The 22,615-nt window shown below is 35.3% G+C and carries 17 protein-coding genes; 16 read left to right on the top strand and 1 reads right to left on the bottom strand.

The genetic code is table 11. From position 1 onward, the window contains the following. Window positions 1-22 precede the first annotated feature (22 nt). The 13 genes from H2O64_RS01855 to H2O64_RS01795 all read left to right on the top strand — a co-directional run bounded on the left by H2O64_RS01855 (window position 23) and on the right by H2O64_RS01795 (window position 18,674). Entirely contained in the window at window positions 23-1,639 is a 1,617-nt protein-coding gene (locus H2O64_RS01855; RefSeq protein ID WP_187560432.1) for an alkaline phosphatase family protein, read from the top strand. A 272-nt stretch (window positions 1,640-1,911) separates the two neighbouring features. Next, window positions 1,912-3,258 (top strand): DEAD/DEAH box helicase, encoded by a 1,347-nt coding sequence (locus tag H2O64_RS01850; protein WP_187560431.1) that lies wholly within the window; start codon window positions 1,912-1,914, stop codon window positions 3,256-3,258. 207 nt (window positions 3,259-3,465) lie between these two features. Then, window positions 3,466-4,410 (top strand): polysaccharide lyase family 7 protein, encoded by a 945-nt coding sequence (locus tag H2O64_RS01845; RefSeq protein WP_187560430.1) that lies wholly within the window; start codon window positions 3,466-3,468, stop codon window positions 4,408-4,410. A gap of 9 nt (window positions 4,411-4,419) precedes the next feature. Further along, entirely contained in the window at window positions 4,420-6,255 is a 1,836-nt protein-coding gene (locus tag H2O64_RS01840; RefSeq protein ID WP_187560429.1) for a T9SS type A sorting domain-containing protein, read from the top strand. Window positions 6,256-6,363: 108 nt separating this feature from the next. Then, window positions 6,364-8,418 carry a polysaccharide lyase family 7 protein gene (locus H2O64_RS24275; RefSeq protein ID WP_215907108.1) on the top strand — a complete coding sequence of 685 codons (2,055 nt, stop codon included), beginning with the start codon at window positions 6,364-6,366 and terminating at the stop codon, window positions 8,416-8,418. A 30-nt stretch (window positions 8,419-8,448) separates the two neighbouring features. Continuing rightward, window positions 8,449-8,796: a cupin domain-containing protein gene (locus H2O64_RS01830; protein ID WP_187560428.1), complete on the top strand. Its 348-nt coding sequence runs from the start codon at window positions 8,449-8,451 to the stop codon at window positions 8,794-8,796. A 258-nt stretch (window positions 8,797-9,054) separates the two neighbouring features. Further along, a complete protein-coding gene (locus H2O64_RS01825; protein ID WP_187560427.1) occupies window positions 9,055-12,132 on the top strand; it encodes a SusC/RagA family TonB-linked outer membrane protein in 3,078 nt (1,025 codons plus the stop codon). 29 nt (window positions 12,133-12,161) lie between these two features. After that, window positions 12,162-13,586, top strand: coding sequence for a RagB/SusD family nutrient uptake outer membrane protein (locus tag H2O64_RS01820; protein WP_187560426.1), 1,425 nt, complete (start codon window positions 12,162-12,164; stop codon window positions 13,584-13,586). A 16-nt stretch (window positions 13,587-13,602) separates the two neighbouring features. Beyond that, window positions 13,603-14,604 (top strand): PKD domain-containing protein, encoded by a 1,002-nt coding sequence (locus H2O64_RS01815; RefSeq protein WP_187560425.1) that lies wholly within the window; start codon window positions 13,603-13,605, stop codon window positions 14,602-14,604. Window positions 14,605-14,611: 7 nt separating this feature from the next. Continuing rightward, window positions 14,612-15,523 carry a polysaccharide lyase family 7 protein gene (locus H2O64_RS01810; RefSeq protein WP_187560424.1) on the top strand — a complete coding sequence of 304 codons (912 nt, stop codon included), beginning with the start codon at window positions 14,612-14,614 and terminating at the stop codon, window positions 15,521-15,523. 165 nt (window positions 15,524-15,688) lie between these two features. After that, entirely contained in the window at window positions 15,689-16,390 is a 702-nt protein-coding gene (locus H2O64_RS01805; RefSeq protein WP_187560423.1) for a FadR/GntR family transcriptional regulator, read from the top strand. Window positions 16,391-16,599: 209 nt separating this feature from the next. Further along, entirely contained in the window at window positions 16,600-17,883 is a 1,284-nt protein-coding gene (locus tag H2O64_RS01800) for an MFS transporter (RefSeq protein WP_187560422.1), read from the top strand. A gap of 26 nt (window positions 17,884-17,909) precedes the next feature. After that, the gene (locus H2O64_RS01795; RefSeq protein WP_187560421.1) at window positions 17,910-18,674 is read left to right on the top strand and encodes an SDR family NAD(P)-dependent oxidoreductase; all 765 of its coding nucleotides are present in this window, start codon (window positions 17,910-17,912) and stop codon (window positions 18,672-18,674) included. Between the two features lie 53 nt (window positions 18,675-18,727). Here the strand turns inward: H2O64_RS01795 and H2O64_RS01790 are convergent, their stop codons facing one another. Next, window positions 18,728-19,759 (bottom strand): LacI family DNA-binding transcriptional regulator, encoded by a 1,032-nt coding sequence (locus tag H2O64_RS01790; protein ID WP_187560420.1) that lies wholly within the window; start codon window positions 19,757-19,759, stop codon window positions 18,728-18,730. A 148-nt stretch (window positions 19,760-19,907) separates the two neighbouring features. On the opposite strand from H2O64_RS01790, the gene H2O64_RS01785 reads away from it, so the two are divergent. From H2O64_RS01785 to H2O64_RS01775, 3 genes are all read left to right on the top strand, one after another. Then, window positions 19,908-20,954, top strand: a complete 1,047-nt coding sequence (locus H2O64_RS01785) for a sugar kinase (protein ID WP_187560419.1) — start codon at window positions 19,908-19,910, stop codon at window positions 20,952-20,954. A gap of 104 nt (window positions 20,955-21,058) precedes the next feature. Next, on the top strand, window positions 21,059-21,727 hold the full coding sequence (locus tag H2O64_RS01780; protein WP_187560418.1) for a bifunctional 4-hydroxy-2-oxoglutarate aldolase/2-dehydro-3-deoxy-phosphogluconate aldolase: 669 nt from the start codon (window positions 21,059-21,061) through the stop codon (window positions 21,725-21,727). Next, entirely contained in the window at window positions 21,724-22,254 is a 531-nt protein-coding gene (locus H2O64_RS01775; RefSeq protein WP_187560417.1) for a LacI family DNA-binding transcriptional regulator, read from the top strand. Before H2O64_RS01780 ends, H2O64_RS01775 begins: the two co-directional genes overlap by 4 nt. Window positions 22,255-22,615: the final 361 nt, after the last annotated feature.

Raw genomic sequence — 22,615 nt, 5'->3', positions numbered from 1 at the left:
CTAAACCCTTCAAAACTATAAAATGGCTGCCACCGAAAGCAAAAGAGCTTCTGAAAAAAATAAAATTAAACATGTAATTGTTGTCATGTTCGAAAACCGATCGTTTGACCACATGTTAGGTTATTTATACAACGACAGTTATAAAGACAAGAACGTAGACAAAAAGAACATTAACAGATCGCCGCTTGGACATCCATTCGAAGGATTGACAGGAAAAGAAACCAATCCTGACAATAATGGAGAATCGATTCAAGTATTTCCGATTGATAAAAATGACAAATACGCCTATTACATGCCAAAAATGAATCCTGGAGAAGGGTTTATGAACACTAATTTTCAGCTATTTGGTGGATTAAATCCTCCGTATCAATCAGGAATTGCGCCTAATCAAGGGTTTGTGCGTGATTTTGAAAATAAGATTGCAGAAAAATATTTTGGCGATCCACCACTTAAAAAGAAAACAACTAGCAATTCAAATAGTTCATCGCATCCTACTAAAAAAGTATACGATAAAACATACGATCACTCCAAAGATTATAAAAACGAAAACTATAAAAATTGGTATCAACATCATTCACCTCCAACATCAGGTATAGAAATTGTGAGTAAGTTTTCTGGCACAGCTCCTAAAGATATTATGGGAATGTATACACCAGACTTATTACCGATATTATCAAACCTGGCAAAAGGATATGCAGTTTGCGATCAATATCATTGTTCGGTTCCTTCGGAAACACTTCCAAACAGAGCATTTATGCACATGGCAACCTCAGATGGTCATTTGTATGATGAACTAAAATCATATAGCGCCAAAAGTATTTTTAAAAACCTTTCTGATCATAACCATTCATGGGGAATTTTTGCTGATAAATTACAGAAACCGTATACCTATAGTTTTTGTCAAGATGTAGCTGACAATCCAACTCCGGAAAATTGCTTTTTTGGAACTTTTGAAGACTTTAAATTAGGGCTAAATAATGGAACACTGCCTGATTATACTTTCTTGGAACCATCGTGGGGAAGTTATGGAAATAGTCAACACCCAAACTACGATGTAGCAGCTGGAGAAGCATATATGCTTGAAGTTTACAATGCCGTACGAGAATCAAAATATTGGGAAGACACACTTTTAGTAATTAATTACGACGAGCATGGAGGTTGCTATGATCATATAACGCCACCAGAAGGAGCCGTTCCTCCAAGTCCAACTACTCAAAACAAAAATGGATTTAAGTTTGACCGTTTTGGCGTACGAGTTCCATGTATTTTAATTTCTCCTTGGATAGAAGCTGGAACGGTGTACAGAACAAAAAGTGAAACACCACTTGATCATACTTCATTGCTCAAAACAATTGAAGTTTTATTTGATTTACCTCCACTAACTGGTCGTGATGCAGCAGCTTCAGATGTATTGGATGTATTGACAAGAGAAGAAGTTCGAAAAGACAATCCGATGGAAGGTATTAAACCTCCTGTTGCAGATGCATCAGTAAAAATTCCAAATCACGCATCTCAAATTGTAAGAGCGCAAGCGGATGCTATTACAGATAAAATAAACAGAGATAGCGGAGCACAAAATACAACGCCAGCATTTCATTCTGATGAAGAAGCTGCAAAATACATTCATCAAGAATCATAGAATTTAGTGTAAACTATTTATTTACTAAAAAAGCTCAACAGTATTTATGTTGGGCTTTTATTTGAAACAATCTCCCCAATAATTATAATTCCAAGGAGTTGCGCCAAAAAATAAAATTAAGAAGCTAAAAATGAAGTTTTTAACCTAATATATTCTAAAAACTGCTTACACACCTTTTCACAAAACATATATCGAACGCACATTAACACAAAAAACCGCTTTCATCATGCTAACATGATGAAATACATTACCTTTGCGCAAAATTACACAGGATGTCTACTTTTCAAGATTTTGACTTATCTTCTCAATTGCAATATGCCATTGAGGATTTAGGGTATATAACACCAACTCCAATTCAAGAACAATCATTTTCAGTGATTCGTGGCGGGAAAGATGTGGTAGGAATTGCACAAACAGGAACAGGGAAAACATTTGCCTATATGTTGCCTATATTGCGCGATTTAAAATTTTCAAAACAAGTCAATCCGCGAATTTTGGTTATCGTTCCAACAAGAGAATTGGTCGTGCAAGTGGTAGATCAAATCCAATTGTTTTCCAAATACATTAACTTGCGAACTCTTGGTGTTTATGGAGGCGTTAACATGAATGCGCAAATGCAAATCTTAGCGCAAGGAGTAGATATTGTTGTAGCAACGCCAGGACGTTTATATGATTTGGTATTGGCTAGAGCTTTGCAACTAAAATCTATCAAAAAATTAGTCATTGATGAGGTAGATGTAATGTTGGATTTAGGATTTAGATTCCAAATTACCAATATTTTAGAATTACTTCCTGAGCAACGTCAGAACATTATGTTTTCGGCAACAATGACCGATGATGTAAGTGATTTAATTGATGATTTCTTTACAACACCACACAGAATTTCGATTGCAGTAAGTGGAACGCCTTTGGATAATATATCACAAACGTGTTATCAAGTTCAAAACTTTTATACGAAAGTAAACTTGCTAATAGATCTATTAAAAGATAAAGAAACCTTTAGTAAAGTTTTAGTATTTATCTCGAACAAACGCATTGCAGATCGCTTGTTTGATTGTTTAAAACCTGATTTTGGCGAAGAAGCTTGCGTAATTCACTCCAACAAAACACAAAACTATCGTTTGCGTTCGATCAATCAGTTTAATGAAGGTCAGAACCGAATTTTAGTAGCTACGGATGTCATGGCACGTGGATTGGATTTAGACATGATTACACATGTAATCAACTTTAATACGCCAAACTATCCAGAAAATTACATGCACCGAATTGGTCGATCTGGAAGAGCTGAAGCCAAAGGAAATTCTATTTTATTCTACACAGAAAAAGAAAGAGAATATAAAGAAGCAATTGAAACGTTGATGAATTATGAAATTCCTGAATTGGAATTTCCAGAAGATGTTGCAGTTTCGACGTTATTGGCTCCTGAAGAACAAACTAGAATTGGTGAAATTAACAATCCATCAAAAACTACAGGACTTGCACCAGGTTTTCACGAGAAGAAAGAAAAGAACAAAAAAACCAATCAAGGTGGTTCCTATCGAAGAGAAATCACACGAAAATATAAAAAGCCAAAAACAAAAGGCGATAAGAATTACAACATGCGTAACAAGAAGAAGTAAGTGTCAAAACTTACTTCTTTTTTTTTGATCCATTTTTTTCAATACGCTACATCTTCACATTTAGGGTTTCATACCACTTACAGTTTGAATTTACTGTAAAAGAAAATGGTAGATGGTATTATTTCATCAAATCATTTTCTCGCAAAAATTTGCAGCATTCAGAAATATCAGTATATTTGGTAAACCAATCTGGTTAACCAATTTAAGATGTATCCAAAAAATCATACCTTAAGCACTATTAATAAGGCAGTTATCTGCGTGATTTTTCTTGTTGCATTGGCAAATTGTTCAAGTAATGACGATTTAGAAAGACCAACGTCTTCAACTACAGATACACCGACAACGCCGCCAGATACGCCCCCAACAACTATAAACTATGCAGATATTGATTTTTCATCATGGAAAGTAACACTTCCCGTAGATGAAAATAATAATGGTGGACCAGACGAATATCAACCCGCAGATTTGATCAATTTTGGATATCAAACCTTAGCGCCTGTACAACCCTTTATGTATGATGACACAGATGATGAATCGCTGGTATTTTATACGTATCCTGATATTTCTACGACAAATAGTTCATTTTCGCGAACAGAATTACGAGAATTGATCAATCCATCAAACTCAAGAGAAAACTGGACGTTACTTGAAGGTGGTACAATGCAAGGACGCCTAAAAGTTTCCTCCATTTCAGAAAATTCCAATTCAGGTGATACCTATCATAAAGTAATTGTCATGCAAATTCACGGAATCATTTCGGAGGAAGATATGGATATACATGGTTTTGCATCCAACAACGGACCGCCATTAATCAAAATCTATTGGAAAGATGGATTTGTTTGGTCGCACAAAAAATCTTTAGTTGATGAAACCACAAGCGGTGACGATTTGCTAGATACTTCAAGTAGTACTTGGTACGACATCAAAGAAAATCTAGGATATGTAGGCTTTGGAGCATTTGACTTTAAAATTGTGGCTTCCGATGCAAGAATTACCGTGACACTAAATAATGAAACTCCTTTTGTATATGAAGATGTAAGCTTGGACAAATGGCCATTTGAAAACTATTTCAAAGCTGGTAATTACTTAACAACAACAGATGCTAATGCATTTTCTTATGTAAAATATTACAGTCTTTACTTAACTCATTAAAACAATAATATGAAAACAAAATTACTTTTATTAACATTACTTTTTGCCTGTTTTATTGATTTTGCACATTCGCAGACAACACTTACTTTAGGTACAGATACGTCTTCTTCAGCAACTAGAGGTCCTTTTCAACGTTCTGACAGCGGTTCAAGTTCTGTATATTCTCGTGCTAGTATACTTTATACTGCAACGGAATTAGCGTCTTTAGCACCTTCTGCGACAATATCTCAAATAAACTTTGACTTAGGTTCTACAAACATTATTACAGCTTCAGGCGATGCTACGATGACAATTTATATGAGAAATTCTAGTGCCACAGAAGTAGTAGCTAACGGTAGTACTTGGACAGATGCAATAAATGGAGCTACTATTGTAGGGACGTACACATTTAATACAACAAATAATTTTCCTGGTGCCGAAGGATTTATGAATTTTGTTTTATCCACAGATTTTAATTACACAGGCGGCGCTTTAGAAATTGCTGTAGATTGGGATAGTTCAGGTTTAGTACCTCTAGATCCTATGACACCAAATGTATTATTTTCTGGTAATGGCTCATTAAATTGGCATTGGAGCAATACAACGCATCAATCACTTAATTACAGAGCGGGTTCTTCATCTGCTCCATCTACGTTAACCAGTAGAAAAGCGCAACGTGTAAACACACAGATTGTGTATAATGGAGCAACTACAGGACCAACAACTGGTCAAGTAATTGGAGAGTTTCCAATAATGGATGGCGGTATGGAATCGCAAACTGCAGGTAATATGAGTTCTGCTGGAAGTGGTCAAGCAGGTATGGCTCAAACCGAATGGACAGTATCATCAACAGGTAATTCTGAGGTTAGAGATATGACAAATGACGCCATGTTAGCAAGAACAGGAGATTTTTCAGCAGCATGGGCAGTAACACCTGGAGCTAATAATGTGCGTATGCAATCGCCATCGCCAACGAATCCTACAATTCAAACAGGTACAGCTTATACAGTTCAATATTTTTATTCTGCACCAATAGATCCAGGGAACGATTTAGATGCAGGTATTTATTTAAATAACACATCCGGAGGTGTAGCTGGAAACACAACAGATGCAACACCTTTTGTAGCTGACACATATACTAAAACGTATAGAGAAATTACAACTGGCGCTACCTTTAATGCCTCTAATTGGGCAGTAGCAAGACTTGATGGCGATGATAATAATTATACTGCTACAGTACGTATAGATGACTTTGTAGTATATTCAGGTACTTATGATAACACAGCACCAAGCGATCCAACGGCTGGTACTTATGCAGATAATTCGGGTGTGGCTGCTATTGGGTGGACAGCTCCTTCAGGCGGTGTTGACAATGGTGGTTATGTTGTTGTAAAATATACCACAGCACCAAATGCAGATAATGACCCAAATCAAAATGGTATTTATGAATACGGAAATACAATAACCAACGGAACAGGCGGACTTTCGGGAACTGTAATTTACATTGGTACAGACACTAGTTTTACAGATACGTACGTTTCTGGTAATTATTATAAAATATATGCAGTTGATAAAGCATTTAACTATTCAAATGAAATCGTAATTTCGGATGCTACTTTAAGTTTGGATGATACTATAGTTTCTGATTTCAAATTATATCCAAATCCAAGCAAAGGCATTCTAAATATTCAAACTAATACTATTGATTCAGTTTCTGTAAGCATTTATGATATTTTAGGCAAAGAAGTATTAACTGCTGATAGAATAAATAATACTATTGATATTTCTAATCTTAAAAACGGAATGTATATCGTTAAAATGACAATGAATGATATAAGTATTACTAAAAAAATAATTAAAGAGTAATTTTTCAATCCTAATAAAAGTTTATTTTATGAAACACATGCTGATGTATTTAATCAAGCAGTTTCAAACAATAATCAATTACAATTATTACCAAACACATTATATAATATGAGTTTTAAAATATCCAAGTCAGTTTTTGTCCATTATCCATTAATGATAAGTGCTATTTTGTTATTTAATTGCTGTACTGAAAGCAAAAAACAAAACCCTACTAACAAAACTGAAAATGTAGCGACAAGTCGTAATGCAAACGACATTATACCATTTTTTCAACATTGGAATTTAATCTTAGGTGATGGTTCAAATGTAGGTCAGGCAACTAATTATAAAGATAAAAATTTCTTTTACACTGTAAACGATGACAAAGAAGATTGGGTAGTATTTAAAACACCCAATGCCGGAAATACGCATGGTACTTCGAACAATACAAGAACCGAACTGGCGCAATTAAAAAAGTGGTCACCAATGACTGATGCCACAATGAATGCTACGTTGAAAGTAATGAATGTTGCAACTACAGGTGACGCTAGTGTTGCGGCAACGTACTCGGTTGTGGTTGGTCAAATTCATAGCGCAGATGGGCATGAGAACGAGCCGCTAAAAATATTTTATAAAAAATTTCCAGGACATACCAAAGGTTCTGTCTTTTGGAATTATGAAATCAATACTGCGGGTGATGATAATTCAAAAAGATGGGATTACTCCTATCCTATTTGGGGTTATGACTTTTCTGTTGTTGGGGCTGATGAAAATACTTATCCGCCAGAACCAGAAGATGGAATTGCTTTAGGAGAAGAGTTCAGTTATAAAGTGGAAATTAAGGATGGCATAATGCATCTAAGCTTCACAAGTAAAGGACATGAGACCAAAACATTCACTAAAAATCTTATTTCCTCTGAATATACAAACCGTTCAGACATGCCAACGCAAGTCAAGAATTTATTTGTGCCGATAGGTCAAGATGGGATTGAGCGTAAAAATGCGTACACTGAAGAAGGTCTCTTTTTTAAATTGGGATGTTACAATCAAACGAATGGAAAAGATCCTAAAGTAAATAAGGTATGGTGTTCTGGTGCTGAAACGCATGACGGTGATATTCAAAAACAATATGCAGATGGTAATTACGCTGAGGTTTGGTTTAAATCAGCAAGTATTACTATCAGCGATGACGCCATATCTAATGCAGGGTATTTTAAAGCGAATGATGGTTTAAGTACAAAATCAGTGTATCCAAGTGAAGTGATTCCTTTTATGGATAAATTTAAAATATTGATGGGAGATGGAACTAATGAGGAAAATCTTGTCAATCTTGAGCATAAAGATTTTTTCTATACTGTAATTGACGGTACGAGGCGTTGGGTGGTTTACAAAACCCCAAATTCTGGTGTTACTTCAAAAAACTCCAGCAATACAAGAACGGAGTTGCAAGAAAAAAGAGAATGGACTCCTGAAGAAGGAGGTAAACTAACTGGCTCCTGCAAGGTTATGCAAGTTTCCATTTCTGGCGATGCCAGAGTCGCAGCCTCTTACGCAACTGTAGTTGGACAAATTCATAGCGGAGAAGGACATGAAAATGAACCGTTTAAATTATTCTACAAGAAATTTCCAGGGCATAAAAAAGGGTCTGTATTCTGGAATTATGAAATTAATACAGCAGGTGACGATAATTCTGGAAGATGGGATTACTCCTATCCTATTTGGGGACACGATATGTCTGTTGTTCGAACAAGCAAAAATGACTATCCTGCTGAGCCTGAGGATGGAATAGAATTAGGCGAAGAATTCAGTTATGAAGTAAATGTCTATAAAGGGATCATGTATCTTACTTTCAAAAGTGATAATCACGAAACCAAAACATTCACTAAAAACCTCATTTCATCTGAATATGTAAAAAAATCAGATCTTCCAGAGCAAGTAAAAAAATTATTCGTACCAATAGGACAAGATGGTGTTGAACGTGCTATTGCGTATAGCGGAGAATTAAATTATTTTAAACAAGGTGCGTATAACCAAACCAATGGAAAAAGTCCTGAAAAAAATATGGTATGGTGTGCAGGCGCAGAAACCTATGGAGGTAATATCGCTAAACAATATGAAAATGGTTGTTATACGGAAGTATGGTTTAGAGAAGCAACAATAGGTCCAGGTACACCGCCAAAATAAATCGAATTAAAAATATATAACTATACTATTATGAAAACATTTGGAGCAAGTACTAATTTTATTTTTGGCGACACACTCGATTGGGAAGTTGTTGGAGAAGGCTTAAAACGGAAAATTATGGGCTATGATGATAAAATCATGCTCGTAAAGGTACATTTTGAAGTTGGAGCTATCGGAATCATGCATGAACACTATCATTCACAAGTTACCTATGTGGAAAGCGGCGCGTTTGATGTAACGATTGATGGCGAAACAAAACGACTCGTTGGTGGGGATTCATTCTACATTCCACCACACGTAATGCATGGCGCTATTTGTATTGAAAGTGGCGTACTTATTGACGTTTTCAGTCCTATCCGTGAAGATTTTATGGAATAAGTTAAATTTATTTTTTATTTAACAAATAATTAATATATATTTGGTAAACCAATCTGGTTAACCAGTTTTGAATACTATAAAAAAAAGGACAGGTGCACGCCTATCCTTTTTAGTAATTACTTCTTTGGAGGGAAGTAAAATTATACATAATCACTTAACGTAATCTGTACATTGCTAAAATACAAAAAAATTGAATTTTAACAGCACAATTGCGGTGCTAAGTGATTAGTTAATATTAACTAATTAAAAAAACCTATTATGAATTTAAAAACTAAGCTAACCTACATTGCTTTGCTACTCTTCAGCATTTCAATGTATGCACAGGAATCCTTCACATTGAAAGGAAAAGTAGTTTCTAAAACTGACAATCAACCTGTGCCTGGTGTTAATGTGCTTAATGTAAAGACAACTAAAGGTACTGCAACTAACTTTGATGGACTCTATGAAATCTTAGTAACAAAAGGTGATGTAGTACAATTCTCGTTTTTAGGATTTGTGACGCAAACTGTAATTATTGACAACCAAAAAACACTCGATATTTCGTTGGAAGATGATGCATCTGCACTTGATGAAGTAATTGTTATTGGGTACGGAACACAAAAGAAAAGTCACTTAACAGGAGCAATTTCTAAAGTAAAAAATGATGATTTAGATCAAATCGCTGTACCACGTGTGGATGAAGCTTTAGTCGGACAAGTTTCTGGTGTAAACATTCAAGCTACAGAAGGTGAAGCTGGTTCTGCACCAACCATTCGTATTCGTGGAACAGGTTCTATCTCTGGTAGTTCTGATCCTGCAATTGTTGTTGATGGTTTGGTAGTTGACAATGACTTCTTAGGTTCTTTGGATATGAATGACATCGAATCATTTGAGGTATTAAAAGATGCCGCTTCTGCTTCTATCTACGGATCTAGAGGTGCAAATGGAGTTATCTTAATTACAACGAAACAAGGAAAAGAAGGGAAAACAAAATTCTCTTACAATACATTCTTTGGTTTTAAAGAAGCAAGACAAAGTGATGACTACTATTTTACCGTTGCTGAAACAGCTGCTGCTGAAATGGCCGCTACAGGAACACTTTCTGATAGAACACGCTACAAACAATTAATCGGAGTTGATAGAGATTGGCAAGATGTCATTTTTGACGGAGGAACCATTACAAGTCACTCTTTCAATGCTCGTGGTGGAAATAAAGAAACAAAATTTAGTGCTTCATTAGGATACATTCATGATGAAGGAGTTTTACTTACAGATGACTACAAAAGATATTCAATGCGATTAAAAGTAGACTCTAAAGTAAGTGACAAACTAACAATTGGAGCTAACTTAACACCAACCTACACAAACAGAAGACGTTTTGATGGTTCTACACACGATATCTTACGTCAAACACCTTGGTTGCCTTTATACGTTGATGAAAACAACATTCAATTTGTAAACAGATTGAGAGATGGTGGTGTATATGCAAATGTTCAAATTGGAGATTATGCAGTACAACGTATGTTTGATGATTTCGATTTAGATACAATGCAACCTGTTGCTTCTGGAGGAACAGATATTAGTAATACATCAAACACGAATCCAGCTGCAAAAGTATTGGAGCGTGATCGTAATGATTACAAATTTAAAATAGCAGGTAGTTTTTACGGAAACTATAAAATTACAGATGGTTTATCATTCAGAACAACATTATCTGGAGATTACCAAAACACGAAAAGAGATCGCTGGCAAGGTGTTTTATCTAGTAGAAATGGAGCCTCAGCTACACAATTAAATGAGTCAACTCAAAATAGAATTCACATCGTAACAGACAACATTCTATCTTTTAACAAAATATACGACAAACACGAAATCAGTGCTATTCTAGGTTTCTCTGCTGAAAAATGGGATACCACTTTTGAAAGTGTTTCTGGAGCAGGTTATGATTCAGACTTAATAAGAACTATTGCTGGAGCTGATCCAACAACAGTTGTGGGAGACTCCTATAAATTCCCAGAACGTTTATTATCATATTTAGGAAGAGTTAACTATGCGTATGATGACAAATATTTAGTTTCATTAAGTATACGTCGCGATGGATATTCTGCTTTTGGAGAAGACAATAAATACGGAAACTTCCCTGCAGTTTCTGCGGGTTGGATAGTAAGTAACGAAGACTTTCTAAGCGAAAGCGAAGTAGTTTCTAACTTAAAACTACGTATGAGTTATGGTGTATCTGGAAATCCTTTCTTTAACACTGGAAATGTATTAGTAGATAAATTTCCATACTTATCATTATTAGAATCTTCTACAGCAGTAGTAGATGGAACAGTTGCAACAGGATTCAATCCAATCAACTTAGCAAATCCAAACTTAAAGTGGGAACGTTCAGTAGAAATTAACCCAGGAATTGATTTTGGATTATTTAACAATATCATTACAGGTTCTTTTGAATATTACAAACGAACAAGCGATCAATTATTAATTGACAATCCTATTTCAGTAACCACAGGATTTGATAGTGGATTGATTAATATTGGAGAAGTTGAAAACTCAGGTATTGAAATAGAATTACGTTCGCGTAACATTACCAAAGAAAAATTCAGATGGTCTACAACACTTTTGGCTTCTAAAAATAAAAACGAATTGGTAGATTTTGCTGATTCTAACGGACAAATTCAAAATGTAGATAGTAAAAGAGCCGCAGAATGGATCAACCTAGTAGGAAATCCTATTTCGTCTTACTATGGATGGGTTGTAGATCGTGATATTCCTTTAGAATATATCAGCAATCCATACCATCCAGTTGGTGGAGAAGCACAAGATGTATATGTAAAAGATTTGAATGGCGATGGTGTTATTGATGATGATGACAAAACAATCTTAGGGAATCCATACCCAGACTTAGTTTGGAGTCTTACAAACGACTTTAAAGTTGGAAGTTTTGATGTAAGTTTTATGTTTCAAGGTAGCCATGGTGCTGAAATCAGAAACATGGGAGATCAGTACTTATTCAACCATTTCAACAGTTCGCAAGATTTCATAGCAACTACTCCTGATCAAGAATTTATCAAGGAAAAAATCTTTACAGACGATATCATCCAAGATGCTTCTTATGTAGCATTACGAACAGTAAACATTGGATTTACATTTCCAACAGATTTACTTTCAAAAATATATTTAACAAAAGCCAGAATATATGTTACTGGGCAAAACCTACTCTACTTTACGGCAAGTGATTACACAGGATTCAATCCAGAATCTGTAAATACTACTTCGCCAACAACGTATGGATATCAAAGAGCAGGTTCGCCAATAAACAGAACCGTTACATTTGGTTTAAACGTTGAATTTTAATCTAACACATAACTAAAATGAAAAATAGTATGAAACAAACAAAAATTGTAGCATTATTAATATTGCTGGTTACTGTGTTTTCTTGTGAAAAAGATTACTTATCACCAGAACTAGAATCATTAGTAAATGCTGAAACATATTACACTACTGAAGCACAGTTAGAAACTGCTTTGATAAATATGTATGATGGGATTCAAGGAGTGAATTCAACATCTTCAAATGATTACCACTCATTACAAGTAGAATTCTATCTCACTGAAATGCGTAGTGATAATACAAGAACCAAAGCTTCTGAAGGTGAAGCAGCGCAATTTGAAAGTTATAATATTGTAGCTACAAATGGTATTGTAGCCGATTATTACAGAAGTTTTTACAATGTAATATTCAGAGCAAATGTAGTATTAGAAAACTTAGGTGTTGTATCTGAAGCTAACAGACCACGTTTTGAAGCGGAAGCAAAATTTGTACGAGCGTATGCGTATTTTAATTTAGTTCGTTTATATGGAGATATTCCATTAGTAGACAGAGTTATTGGAAATACAGACACTGAAATTTCTTTTACAAGAGTAGCAACAAGTACAGTGTATGATCTTATTGTAGCTGACTTACAAACTGCTGTTGCAGAATTAGACAATACATACAAAACAAGAGGTTCCAAAGCGGCAGCGCAAGCTATGTTGGCTAAAGTATACCTAACACTAGGCACAAACTATCTAGAAGCACAAACGTTATGTGAAGCTGTGATGAATAGTGGTTTTGCATTAGAACCAAACTTTAAAGATGTTTTTTACAATGAATTAAACAATGAAATCATCTTTGCCATAGGATACTTTCCAGATACTGAAGACAGTCAAAACTTTTCAGCAGAATGGTTAAACGCTGTTGGAAGAACAAGTGGAGTAAACTATACAACTGCTGATGTACGTGCTGCACTAGATGCTTTAGGTGGAAACAGAACAATGTTTTCGTACAGAGTAGATATAGAGCAACCATCACAATTTCAAGCTATCAAATACTTACCAGATGGTGATGATACTTTAGGAATTGCAGCAACATCAAGTGATCCAACCAAAGCTGGAAACGACTGGATTGTATTAAGATACTCTGATGTATTACTAATGCATGTAGAAGCTATCATGGCTGGCGGAAATGATACATCTGTACAAGCAGCAAGAGACTCTTTCAATGAAGTAAGACTCAGAGCTGGCATGCCAACAATTGATGCGCCTAACGCAATCTCAAAACAAGAATTACTAGACGAAAGACGTGTAGAATTAGCTTTTGAAAATCACCGTTTATTCGATTTAATTCGTTTCAATGAAGCGCAAAATGTACTCTCTACATTCTCAACGACAAACGGATATAACTATACAGCAACAGATTTACTATTGCCTATACCACAAAGAGAAATCAACTTAAGTAACGGTGTTTTAACTCAAAATCCAGGTTACTAATAAATCATAAAAGACAATGAAAAAACAAATCAAAAAAATAGTTGGGTTCACTGCAGCATTAGCACTTGTTTTCGCATTTCATTCATGTGATGATTTGGAAAAATATGAACTTCCAGAAGCAGGTTCAATAGCAGATGCTACACCACCAGAAGCTGACTTTTCCTTTACACAAGGTGCCGGTCCAGATGAAGAATGGAAAGACTATACCTTTGCGAACCTATCAACAAGCGCAACTACATATAGTTGGGATTATGGTGATGGAAATACATCTACAGATGTAGATGGCGCAAATACATATCCAGGAGAAGGAACATATACAGTAACATTAACAGCTTCAGATGCGTTAGGTGTTGTAAGCGAATCTACGCAAATTGTAGAAGTAGTTGAACCACCAACACCAGCAGTTCCAGATCCAGTTATAATAAATGGTGATTTTGATAAACTAGCGAAACTAGGGTCATCAAACCTTTGTTCTTGTTCAGGATGGGATAATGATGATATTGGTGAACAAGGAGAATCAAGTTCTGGTAATGGAGGTTCTGATAACGTTGTTAAATTTGACAATAATGAACCAGATCATGTATACCAAGAATTTGCAGTTACACCAAATGCAGATTACTCAATAACAATAGTTACATCACATAAAACAATAGCTAGTACTCCTGGCACTTACCCAGGTAGCACGCTTGAAATAAGAATTTTAGCAGGTGCAGGTTATAACGCTGGTTACACACCAACGTATTATACAGCTGCTCCAGATTTTCCTAATTCAGGGTATGGATATACAACTGTTGCACAAGTAGAAACTGCTGCAAATAATCTTTTAGTAGAGACAATACCTAATCCGAACGATGACGATTATTTTACACAAACATATACATTTAATGCAGGAGCTAATGACAGTGTTGCGCTCTTCATCAGAGGTATTGGAGGAGATAGTAGTGTTGGAAGTTATGGATATAGCAGTGGAGATGAAGAAATACGAGCTGATTCAGTAACAATTACAGCTGTTAACTAAGACAAATATGAACTTTAGAACACTATTTATTTTATTCTTTTCTTTTAGCCTAAGTATTGGTTTTGCACAGTCAAATAACAATGCCGAAACTGATGTTGTTAAAAAGGAAACAAAAAGGGAGAAGAAGAAGAAAAAAAAGAAGAAAAAGTTTAAACTACCTAAAATTGATTTATCACATTGGAAAGTGACAACGCCTGCGGGCAATGGAAAAAAACCGCAGGAAGTGTCGCCTCCAGAAATATTGGACTATGCAACCAATAAAGACTTATTACCATATATGTACAATGATTCTGTACGTGGCGCTTTAGTTTTTTATGCATATCCAAGCAAAGCTACGACGGCAAATACAAAATATTCGCGTTCAGAATTGCGAGAGCAAATGGAACCTGGTGAAAACAACGTCAATTGGACATTCAAGCAAGGTGGAATCATGAAAGGCAAATTGGCGATTGATGAAATTTCTCGTGATAAAAACGGAAAATATCACAGAGTAATCATCATGCAAATTCATGGTCGCCTCACAAACGAACAACGTGATTTAATTGGTCAAAAAGATAACAATGCGCCACCAATCTTAAAAATATATTGGAAAGATGGTAAAGTACGTGTCAAAACAAAAGTCTTAAAAAACTTGAGTGCTACAGATACCGAAATACTTCATGAAGATGCTTGGGGTGATGATGAAGGATTTACGTTCGAGCAAAAAGTAGGTTTCAAAAAATTTAGGCTCGAAGTGCGCGTCAGTGAAGGAAAAATGACAATAGTTTTAAACAATAACGAATTCAAAACGTATGAAAACATTCACATGAAAAAATGGGGAATCTTTGAGAATTATTTCAAAGCAGGAAACTATTTTCAATCACGTGATGAAGGTTCATTCGCAAAAGTTCGGTATTACAGTTTAGAAGTAACACATTAATAAAGTTAATTTAGTTTGAATAGATGCTTTTCATTGAATTTTACTGATCTAAATACAGGTCAGTAAGATTCAAGTAAAGATTTTAAAGCGGTTAATAGCTATTCGTAAATTAATTTTATAAATTTAACAAGCTTAATCTGGTTAACCAATTACAGAAGGAAACGTATGAAATTAGATATCCTAACAAAAACAGAAACACTCAATATTCAAAAGGAAATCATCTCTAAAATTAGAGACTTAATCAACCTGAAAAATTTAGAGCCTGGAGATAAACTTCCTTCTGAGCGTATGTTATCTGAAAAATTTGAAGTCACCCGAAGTAATGTCAGGGAAGCTATTCAAAAACTTGAATTCTATGGCTTACTAAAATCAATTCCGCAAAGCGGAACGTTTGTAGCAAATATTGGTGTGATAGCAATGAACGGAATGATTGAAGATATTCTTCGTTTAGAAGAACCCGATTTTAAATCGTTAGTAGAAACCAGAATTTTACTTGAACTCAAAACTGCTCGATTGGCAGCCTTGAGAAGAACTGATGAAGACCTTCAAAAAATGAAAAATGCTTTAGATGCGTATGCTGAAAAAGTACGTAATGGTGAAGATGCAGTTCAAGAAGATTTATTATTTCACTTAGCAATTGCTAAAGCCAGTGGAAATAGTACTATGAATACATTCATGCTGATTATTACACCAGAAATCATTACAAACTTTGAAAAATATCATGTGTGCGATAGCAATCAAGCGCAAGCTGGAATCATTGAGCATACAGAAATTTATGAAGCCATCAAAGCGAAAGATTCGCAATTGGCAAAACAAAAAATGAAAGAACACTTTAAAATATTATATCAATACTGTTATAACATTTAAAAGAAAAAATACACTCAATTCTTGAAGGTGCACAACTTCAGCATTGAAACAAAAAAAAACGGAGGGATTGTAATTTTATATGTAGAAACGTAACACACCTTTCTTCTTAACACAAATTACACACACAATACGAGTGAGCAAATTTGCTCTAAAACAATCAAATACAATTCTTATAACAATATAAGGACTGCATATCTCATACATAAAATATGAAACTAAAAGGATTACGGTGGTGGATTATAGGGTTAATCTTTATAGCTACAGTTATAAACTATATCGATAGAACTGCTTTTGCTTTACTATGGCCTGAAATGGGTAAAGATTTAGGTATGGATAAAACTGATTACGCATTAATGCTTAATTTCTTTTTATTTGCCTACGCAGCAAGTAAATTCTTATCAGGAAGATTGTACGATCAAATCGGAACTAGAATGGGATTTGTAGTCTCTATAGTTGTTTGGTCGGTATCTGCTGCTTTTCATGCAGTAGCAAGAGGTATCGTTTCCTTATCAATAGTTCGTGCATTACTTGGTCTTGGAGAAGCAGGATTATGGCCTGGTGCAGTAAAAAGTAATGGAGAATGGTTTCCCGTAAAACAAAGAGCATTAGCACAAGGTATTTTTAATGCTGGAGCTTCCATAGGTAATGTAGTAGCTCCGGTTATTATCGTTTCATTATATGCCCAATTTGGTTGGAAATCTACCTACATCATACTAGGATTATTAGGGTTACTTTGGATTATTCCATGGCTCATATTAAACAAAACAAAACCAAAAGACCATCCTTGGATTACAGAAGACGAAAGGAATATGCTGCTTAACGACCGAATAGAAAACAATAATGTAGTTGTTGAAGGAGAAAAAAGCTTAGCTGTTTTACAAATATTGAGTTACAAACAACCTTGGGGAGTTTTACTATGTAGATTTTTTATAGAGCCAATTTGGTGGTTCTTTGCAGGTTGGATGCCTATATACTTATTCAATAAGTTTGGATTAAGTATTGAAGAAATTGGAAAAACGATGTGGATTTCTTATTTAATGGCTGCCGCAGGCGGAATATTAGGAGGATTATTTACACAAATAATTATAAAACGAACCTCTGTAGACTTTGGTCGTAAAGCAAGTATAGTATTAGGAAGTGTTCTAATTATAATTGGATTTGTTTCCATTATACTATTTGTAAATAACTCTAACTATATGACATTCATATACCTTGCAGGTTTAGCACTCTTTGGTTTCCAATTTGCCATAGGTAATATTCAAACATTATCAAGTGATTTATTTAAAGGACCATCAGTAGGTACACTAGCAGGATTAGCTGGTACGGTAGCAGCATTTTCACCTATGATAATGAACTGGTTTATTGGACAAATAACAGAAGGAGGATCATATACGCCAGCATTTGTAGCAATTACGGTGTCTGTAGTACTAGCAGTACTGTGTATTTTCTTTTTCATTAGAAAAGTAAAACTTGTAGTAGATACAGAAAAATAAAAAAATAAAAAATAAAAAAAATTAATATGAATAACAATAAAGGAAAAGTAGCCGTAATTACTGGAGCTACTGGTGGTATTGGTTTTGAAGTAGCAAAAAGATTAGGAAAAGATGGATATACTGTAGTTTTAAACGGTATAGATCAGAATGCAGGAGATAAAAGAGTAAAGGAACTTACCGCTGAAGGAATCACTGCTGAATACCGTAATTTTGACGTTACAAAAGAAGAATTAGTAGCATCAAACATAAAAGAAATAGGAGAAAAATATGGTAAAATTGATGTGCTAGTAAACAATGCTGGTGGATTAGGCGGAAGATCTCGATTTGAAGAAATGACCACTGAATTCTACAGATTTGTCATGGCACTAAACCTTGATTCTGTATTTTTTGCTTCAAGAGCAGCCATTCCTTTTCTAAAAAATGGAGAACATCCTTCAATAATCAACTATACATCTAATGCAGGTTGGACTGCTGGAGGACCTGGCGCAGGAATCTACGGAACATCAAAAGCTGGTGTTCATGCAATGACGAGAGCATTGGCAAAAGATTTAGCGGAATATGGTATTCGAGTAAATGCAGTATCTCCAGGTACAATTGACACGCCATTTCACGCGCAAATAAAATCGACAAAACCAGAAGTTTTTGCTTCTTGGGCTAATAATATTATGTTAGGAAGATTAGGACAACCAGAAGATGTTGCCGGAGTAATTTCTTTCTTAGCAAGTAAAGATGCATCATTCATAACAGCGGAAACCATCCAAATTGGTGGTGGACAAGCTTTAGGAATATAAAATAATAAGAATTTTGGTATTTTTATTTAGTAATTAGGCGTTATTGTGAAAGGTCAATAGCGCTTACTTTTTTTAGATGAATCGCGTTCAATCAATTCTGCATCTAAAATAATCTTATTCAGGGTTTGCTTTAAATCGTCCATTTTAACGCGTTCCAAAAAAGTTTGTGCTGCCAACTGCCCTATTTGTTCACTATGTTGATGAATACTCGTAATTGTTGGTGTGACTAAAGATGTAAAAGGTTCGTTCCCGAAACCTATCAGGCAAATATCATTTGGGACATTAATATTCTTCTCTTTCAATAATTGCAAAGCGCCCAAAGCGGCATAATCGCCCGCAATGTAAACAGCATCAGGCGGATTATCTAATGCTAATAACTCTTGCATTTTCAAGCGTCCATCTTCCAATGTTAAGCTACTTTCAACTAGTAAATCATCTTCATGAGGTAAATCGTATTTGCGTATTGCATCTACATAACCTCTAATTCTATTATTAAAAATTCGAGTATGTCTAAAACCACCAATATGTGCAATCCGTTTGCATCCTTTTGAGATCAAATGCTCCACAATCATAAAACTACTATCATAATCGTTAATTCCGATATAATCGACATTCAAATCGTTTTCACCTCTATCAAATAAAATCAATGGAATGCCTTTCGATTTAATCTTTTCATAAAAAGAAAGATCAACAGTTTCATTCGCCATCGAAGCGATAATTCCATCAACTTGGGTAAAAAGCAAGGTATCAATATTATTACATTCCTTTTTAAAAGACTCGTTAGACTGCGTAATGATAATATTATAGCCTTCCTTATTCAGTACTTCTTCTATATTTTGAATAACGGAGGAAAAAAAATTGCTGCTCGTTCTCGGTACAATAACACCAACCAACTTACTTTTCCCGCTCCGCAATGCACTTGCTAAGTGATTTGGTTGATAGTTTAATTCTTTAGCAACACGTTTTACGGCAGCTTTCGTTTTTGCACTTATTCTAGAATCATCATGAAGCGCTTTTGAAACAGCTGCAGCTGAAATATTCAACACATTTGCAATGTCTTTTATTGTAGTTTTTTTTTTATTCACTTAGTTTTTATATATTTGCTTAAACGTTTAAGCAAAAATAGCATTTTACTTTACATAATCAAAACTTAGTGGTTTTGATTTATTTTTAACGATCTGCTTAAACGTTTAACCAAAACATAATTAATCAACTTATAAGACCTCATAAAAAATGAAAAAAGTAGTTACTTTCGGAGAAATCATGCTCAGACTAGCACCTCAAGGATTTTTAAGATTTTCGCAAGCCAACAATTTTGATGTTGTATATGGTGGTGGCGAATCTAACGTAGCAGTATCATTAGCAAACTACGGTGTTCCTGTGGATTTTGTAACACGTTTACCAAAAAATGATATTGGTGCATGCGCCATGATGGAAATGCGCAAAAGAGGCGTTGGTGTCGATAAAATTATTTATGGTGGCGATCGTTTAGGAATTTACTTTTTAGAAACTGGAGCCGTAAGCAGAGGAAGCAAAGTAGTATATGACAGAGCACATTCTGCCATTTCTGAAATCAAACCAGGAATGATCGATTGGAGAGCTGTCTTTAAAGATGTAGCTTGGTTTCACTGGACAGGCATTACGCCCGCAATTTCTCAAGGTGCTGCAGACGCATGTTTAGAAGCTGTAAAAATTGCGAGCGAAATGGGCGTAACAATTTCAACAGATCTAAACTATCGCGCTAAACTATGGACATTTTGTGATGAAGCACATCGCGAAAAAATAATGACTGAACTCACCGCATATTGCGATATTATACTAGGAAACGAAGAAGATGCAGAAAAACATTTCGGGATTCACCCAGAAGGTTTAGACGTTCACAAACACGGACATGACGTAAAAGCAGAAGCTTTCTTATCTGTTTGTAAACAAATGATGGCAAAATTTCCAAAAGCAACCAAAGTAATCACCACACTAAGAGGTTCTATTTCGGCTTCACACAATACGTGGGCTGGCGTTTTATATGACGGAACAAAAATGTACGAAACACGTCAATATCAAATTACGGATATTGTAGACAGAGTTGGTGGCGGCGATTCTTTCATGGGCGGATTAATCTACGGATTACTAAAATACCCAGAAGATGACCAAAACGCATTAGACTTTGCAGTGGCAGCTTCGTGTTTAAAACACACCATCAAAGGAGATGCAAACTTAGTAACCGTTCCAGAAGTAGAAAAACTAATGGGCGGAGACGCTTCAGGGCGAGTTGCACGATAATTTATAAATCGTCATTACAAACGAAGTGAAGTAATCTGTTCAATTTTTACTCAATATTCAAAAGATTCTCGTCTTCACGGGAATGAAAATAAATAGTTAAAAAAATGGCTCAATATACAAGATTAGAAGTAGCAGCAGTAATGAAACAAACCGGATTGGTTCCGTTGTTTTATAATAGCGATATAAAAATTAGCAAACAAGTAATCAAAGCGTGTTACAATGGTGGCGCACGTTTACTGGAATTCACCGCAAGAGGCGATTTTGCGCATGAAGTCTTCGGAGAACTCAACAAATATGTACTCAAAGAAATGCCCGGAATGATTATGGGCGTTGGTTCTATTACAGATGCAGCTTCTGCTTCAAGATTCATGGCGTTAGGCGCAAACTTTATTGTGACGCCTGTACTACGAGAAGACATTGCAATTGTATGTAACCGACGAAAAGTATTGTGGTCACCAGGTTGTGGATCGCTCACAGAAATCGCGAAAGCAGAAGAAATGGGTTGCGAAATCGTAAAACTATTTCCAGGAAGTGTATACGGACCCGGATTTGTAAAAGCCATCAAAGGACCACAACCGTGGACGAGCATTATGCCAACTGGCGGCGTCTCTCCTACTCGTGAAAACTTAGAAGGATGGTTTTCTGCAGGTGTAACGTGCGTTGGAATGGGCTCAAAACTAATTCAGAAAAAAGAAGATGGCACCTTCGATTTAGAAAAAATTGAAACATTGACAAGAGAATCTATTCAAATTATAAAATCATTACAAACATGAATGTTTCGCAATCGGCTATGACACTAAAAGAATTATCACAATTGTCGGGTTTTTCAATTTCGACGGTTTCCAAAGCGTTGAATAATAAATTTGACATCAGTCCGACAACGCGAAAAGTAATTCAGAAAATAGCGTCTAAGCACGAATATGTTCCAAACAATTATGCGGTTGCCTTGCGGAAGAAACAAACGAAAACCTTCGCGATTATCATTCCGCAAATCAATACGCCTTTTTACAGTTGCTTTTTACACAACATTGAAAAAGTAGCGACTAAATTTGGCTATCGCATCATGCTGTTTCAATCTTATGAGGAGCACAAACGCGAACAAGAATGTTTAAAAATGATCAACGACGGAAGCGTTGACGGCGCGATTGTTTTATCGTCTAATTGCCTAAAAAACATCACCTCTCGTAGAAAATATCAACTTCCTATTGAGTGCGTTCAAATCTCAGAACAGTTTGAAGAAACAGCACTCAAACGTGAATGCATGACAGTATTTTCAAACTTACTCGCTGCAATTCACTAACTTACTTTCCGAAAAAATGTATCTTAAAGTTGCGTTAATTCGATTTAAATGATAAATTGAAATATAAGTAACGAATTCTTTTTCCGCAGTGTAGCAGGTGTTTTTCGTTAAGAATTTTCGAAGCCTTGGAGAAAATTTAGAAAAACGCATGCGGTTTTAGTTTTCGATAGAAAAACTAAAAACACCTCTGGAAAAAGCGCACTTTCTTTTGTTGAAGCCTGTGCTGAACTTGATTCAGTATTCTTTGTGCGAGCAAAGAGAAAGAAAATATAAAAAAATGATTTTCAGCAATTTACATCTTATATAATAAGTGTTTACTAAATTTTATTTGAATGAAACTTGCATCAAACTCACATTACAT

Source organism: Kordia aestuariivivens (assembly GCF_014397005.1).
GTDB lineage: Bacteria > Bacteroidota > Bacteroidia > Flavobacteriales > Flavobacteriaceae > Kordia > Kordia aestuariivivens.
The sequence above is the reverse complement of the archived record's forward strand: the minus strand, read 5'-3'. Positions and strand labels throughout refer to the sequence as shown.

Bases quoted from the DNA above. Each gene is read 5' to 3' on its own strand.
- H2O64_RS01855 (WP_187560432.1), top strand. From the start codon at position 23: ATGGCTGCCACCGAAAGCAAAAGAGCTTCTGAAAAAAATAAAATTAAA.
- H2O64_RS01850 (WP_187560431.1), top strand. From the start codon at position 1,912: ATGTCTACTTTTCAAGATTTTGACTTATCTTCTCAATTGCAATATGCC.
- H2O64_RS01845 (WP_187560430.1), top strand. From the start codon at position 3,466: ATGTATCCAAAAAATCATACCTTAAGCACTATTAATAAGGCAGTTATC.
- H2O64_RS01840 (WP_187560429.1), top strand. From the start codon at position 4,420: ATGAAAACAAAATTACTTTTATTAACATTACTTTTTGCCTGTTTTATT.
- H2O64_RS24275 (WP_215907108.1), top strand. From the start codon at position 6,364: ATGAGTTTTAAAATATCCAAGTCAGTTTTTGTCCATTATCCATTAATG.
- H2O64_RS01830 (WP_187560428.1), top strand. From the start codon at position 8,449: ATGAAAACATTTGGAGCAAGTACTAATTTTATTTTTGGCGACACACTC.
- H2O64_RS01825 (WP_187560427.1), top strand. From the start codon at position 9,055: ATGAATTTAAAAACTAAGCTAACCTACATTGCTTTGCTACTCTTCAGC.
- H2O64_RS01820 (WP_187560426.1), top strand. From the start codon at position 12,162: ATGAAACAAACAAAAATTGTAGCATTATTAATATTGCTGGTTACTGTG.
- H2O64_RS01815 (WP_187560425.1), top strand. From the start codon at position 13,603: ATGAAAAAACAAATCAAAAAAATAGTTGGGTTCACTGCAGCATTAGCA.
- H2O64_RS01810 (WP_187560424.1), top strand. From the start codon at position 14,612: ATGAACTTTAGAACACTATTTATTTTATTCTTTTCTTTTAGCCTAAGT.
- H2O64_RS01805 (WP_187560423.1), top strand. From the start codon at position 15,689: ATGAAATTAGATATCCTAACAAAAACAGAAACACTCAATATTCAAAAG.
- H2O64_RS01800 (WP_187560422.1), top strand. From the start codon at position 16,600: ATGAAACTAAAAGGATTACGGTGGTGGATTATAGGGTTAATCTTTATA.
- H2O64_RS01795 (WP_187560421.1), top strand. From the start codon at position 17,910: ATGAATAACAATAAAGGAAAAGTAGCCGTAATTACTGGAGCTACTGGT.
- H2O64_RS01785 (WP_187560419.1), top strand. From the start codon at position 19,908: ATGAAAAAAGTAGTTACTTTCGGAGAAATCATGCTCAGACTAGCACCT.
- H2O64_RS01780 (WP_187560418.1), top strand. From the start codon at position 21,059: ATGGCTCAATATACAAGATTAGAAGTAGCAGCAGTAATGAAACAAACC.
- H2O64_RS01775 (WP_187560417.1), top strand. From the start codon at position 21,724: ATGAATGTTTCGCAATCGGCTATGACACTAAAAGAATTATCACAATTG.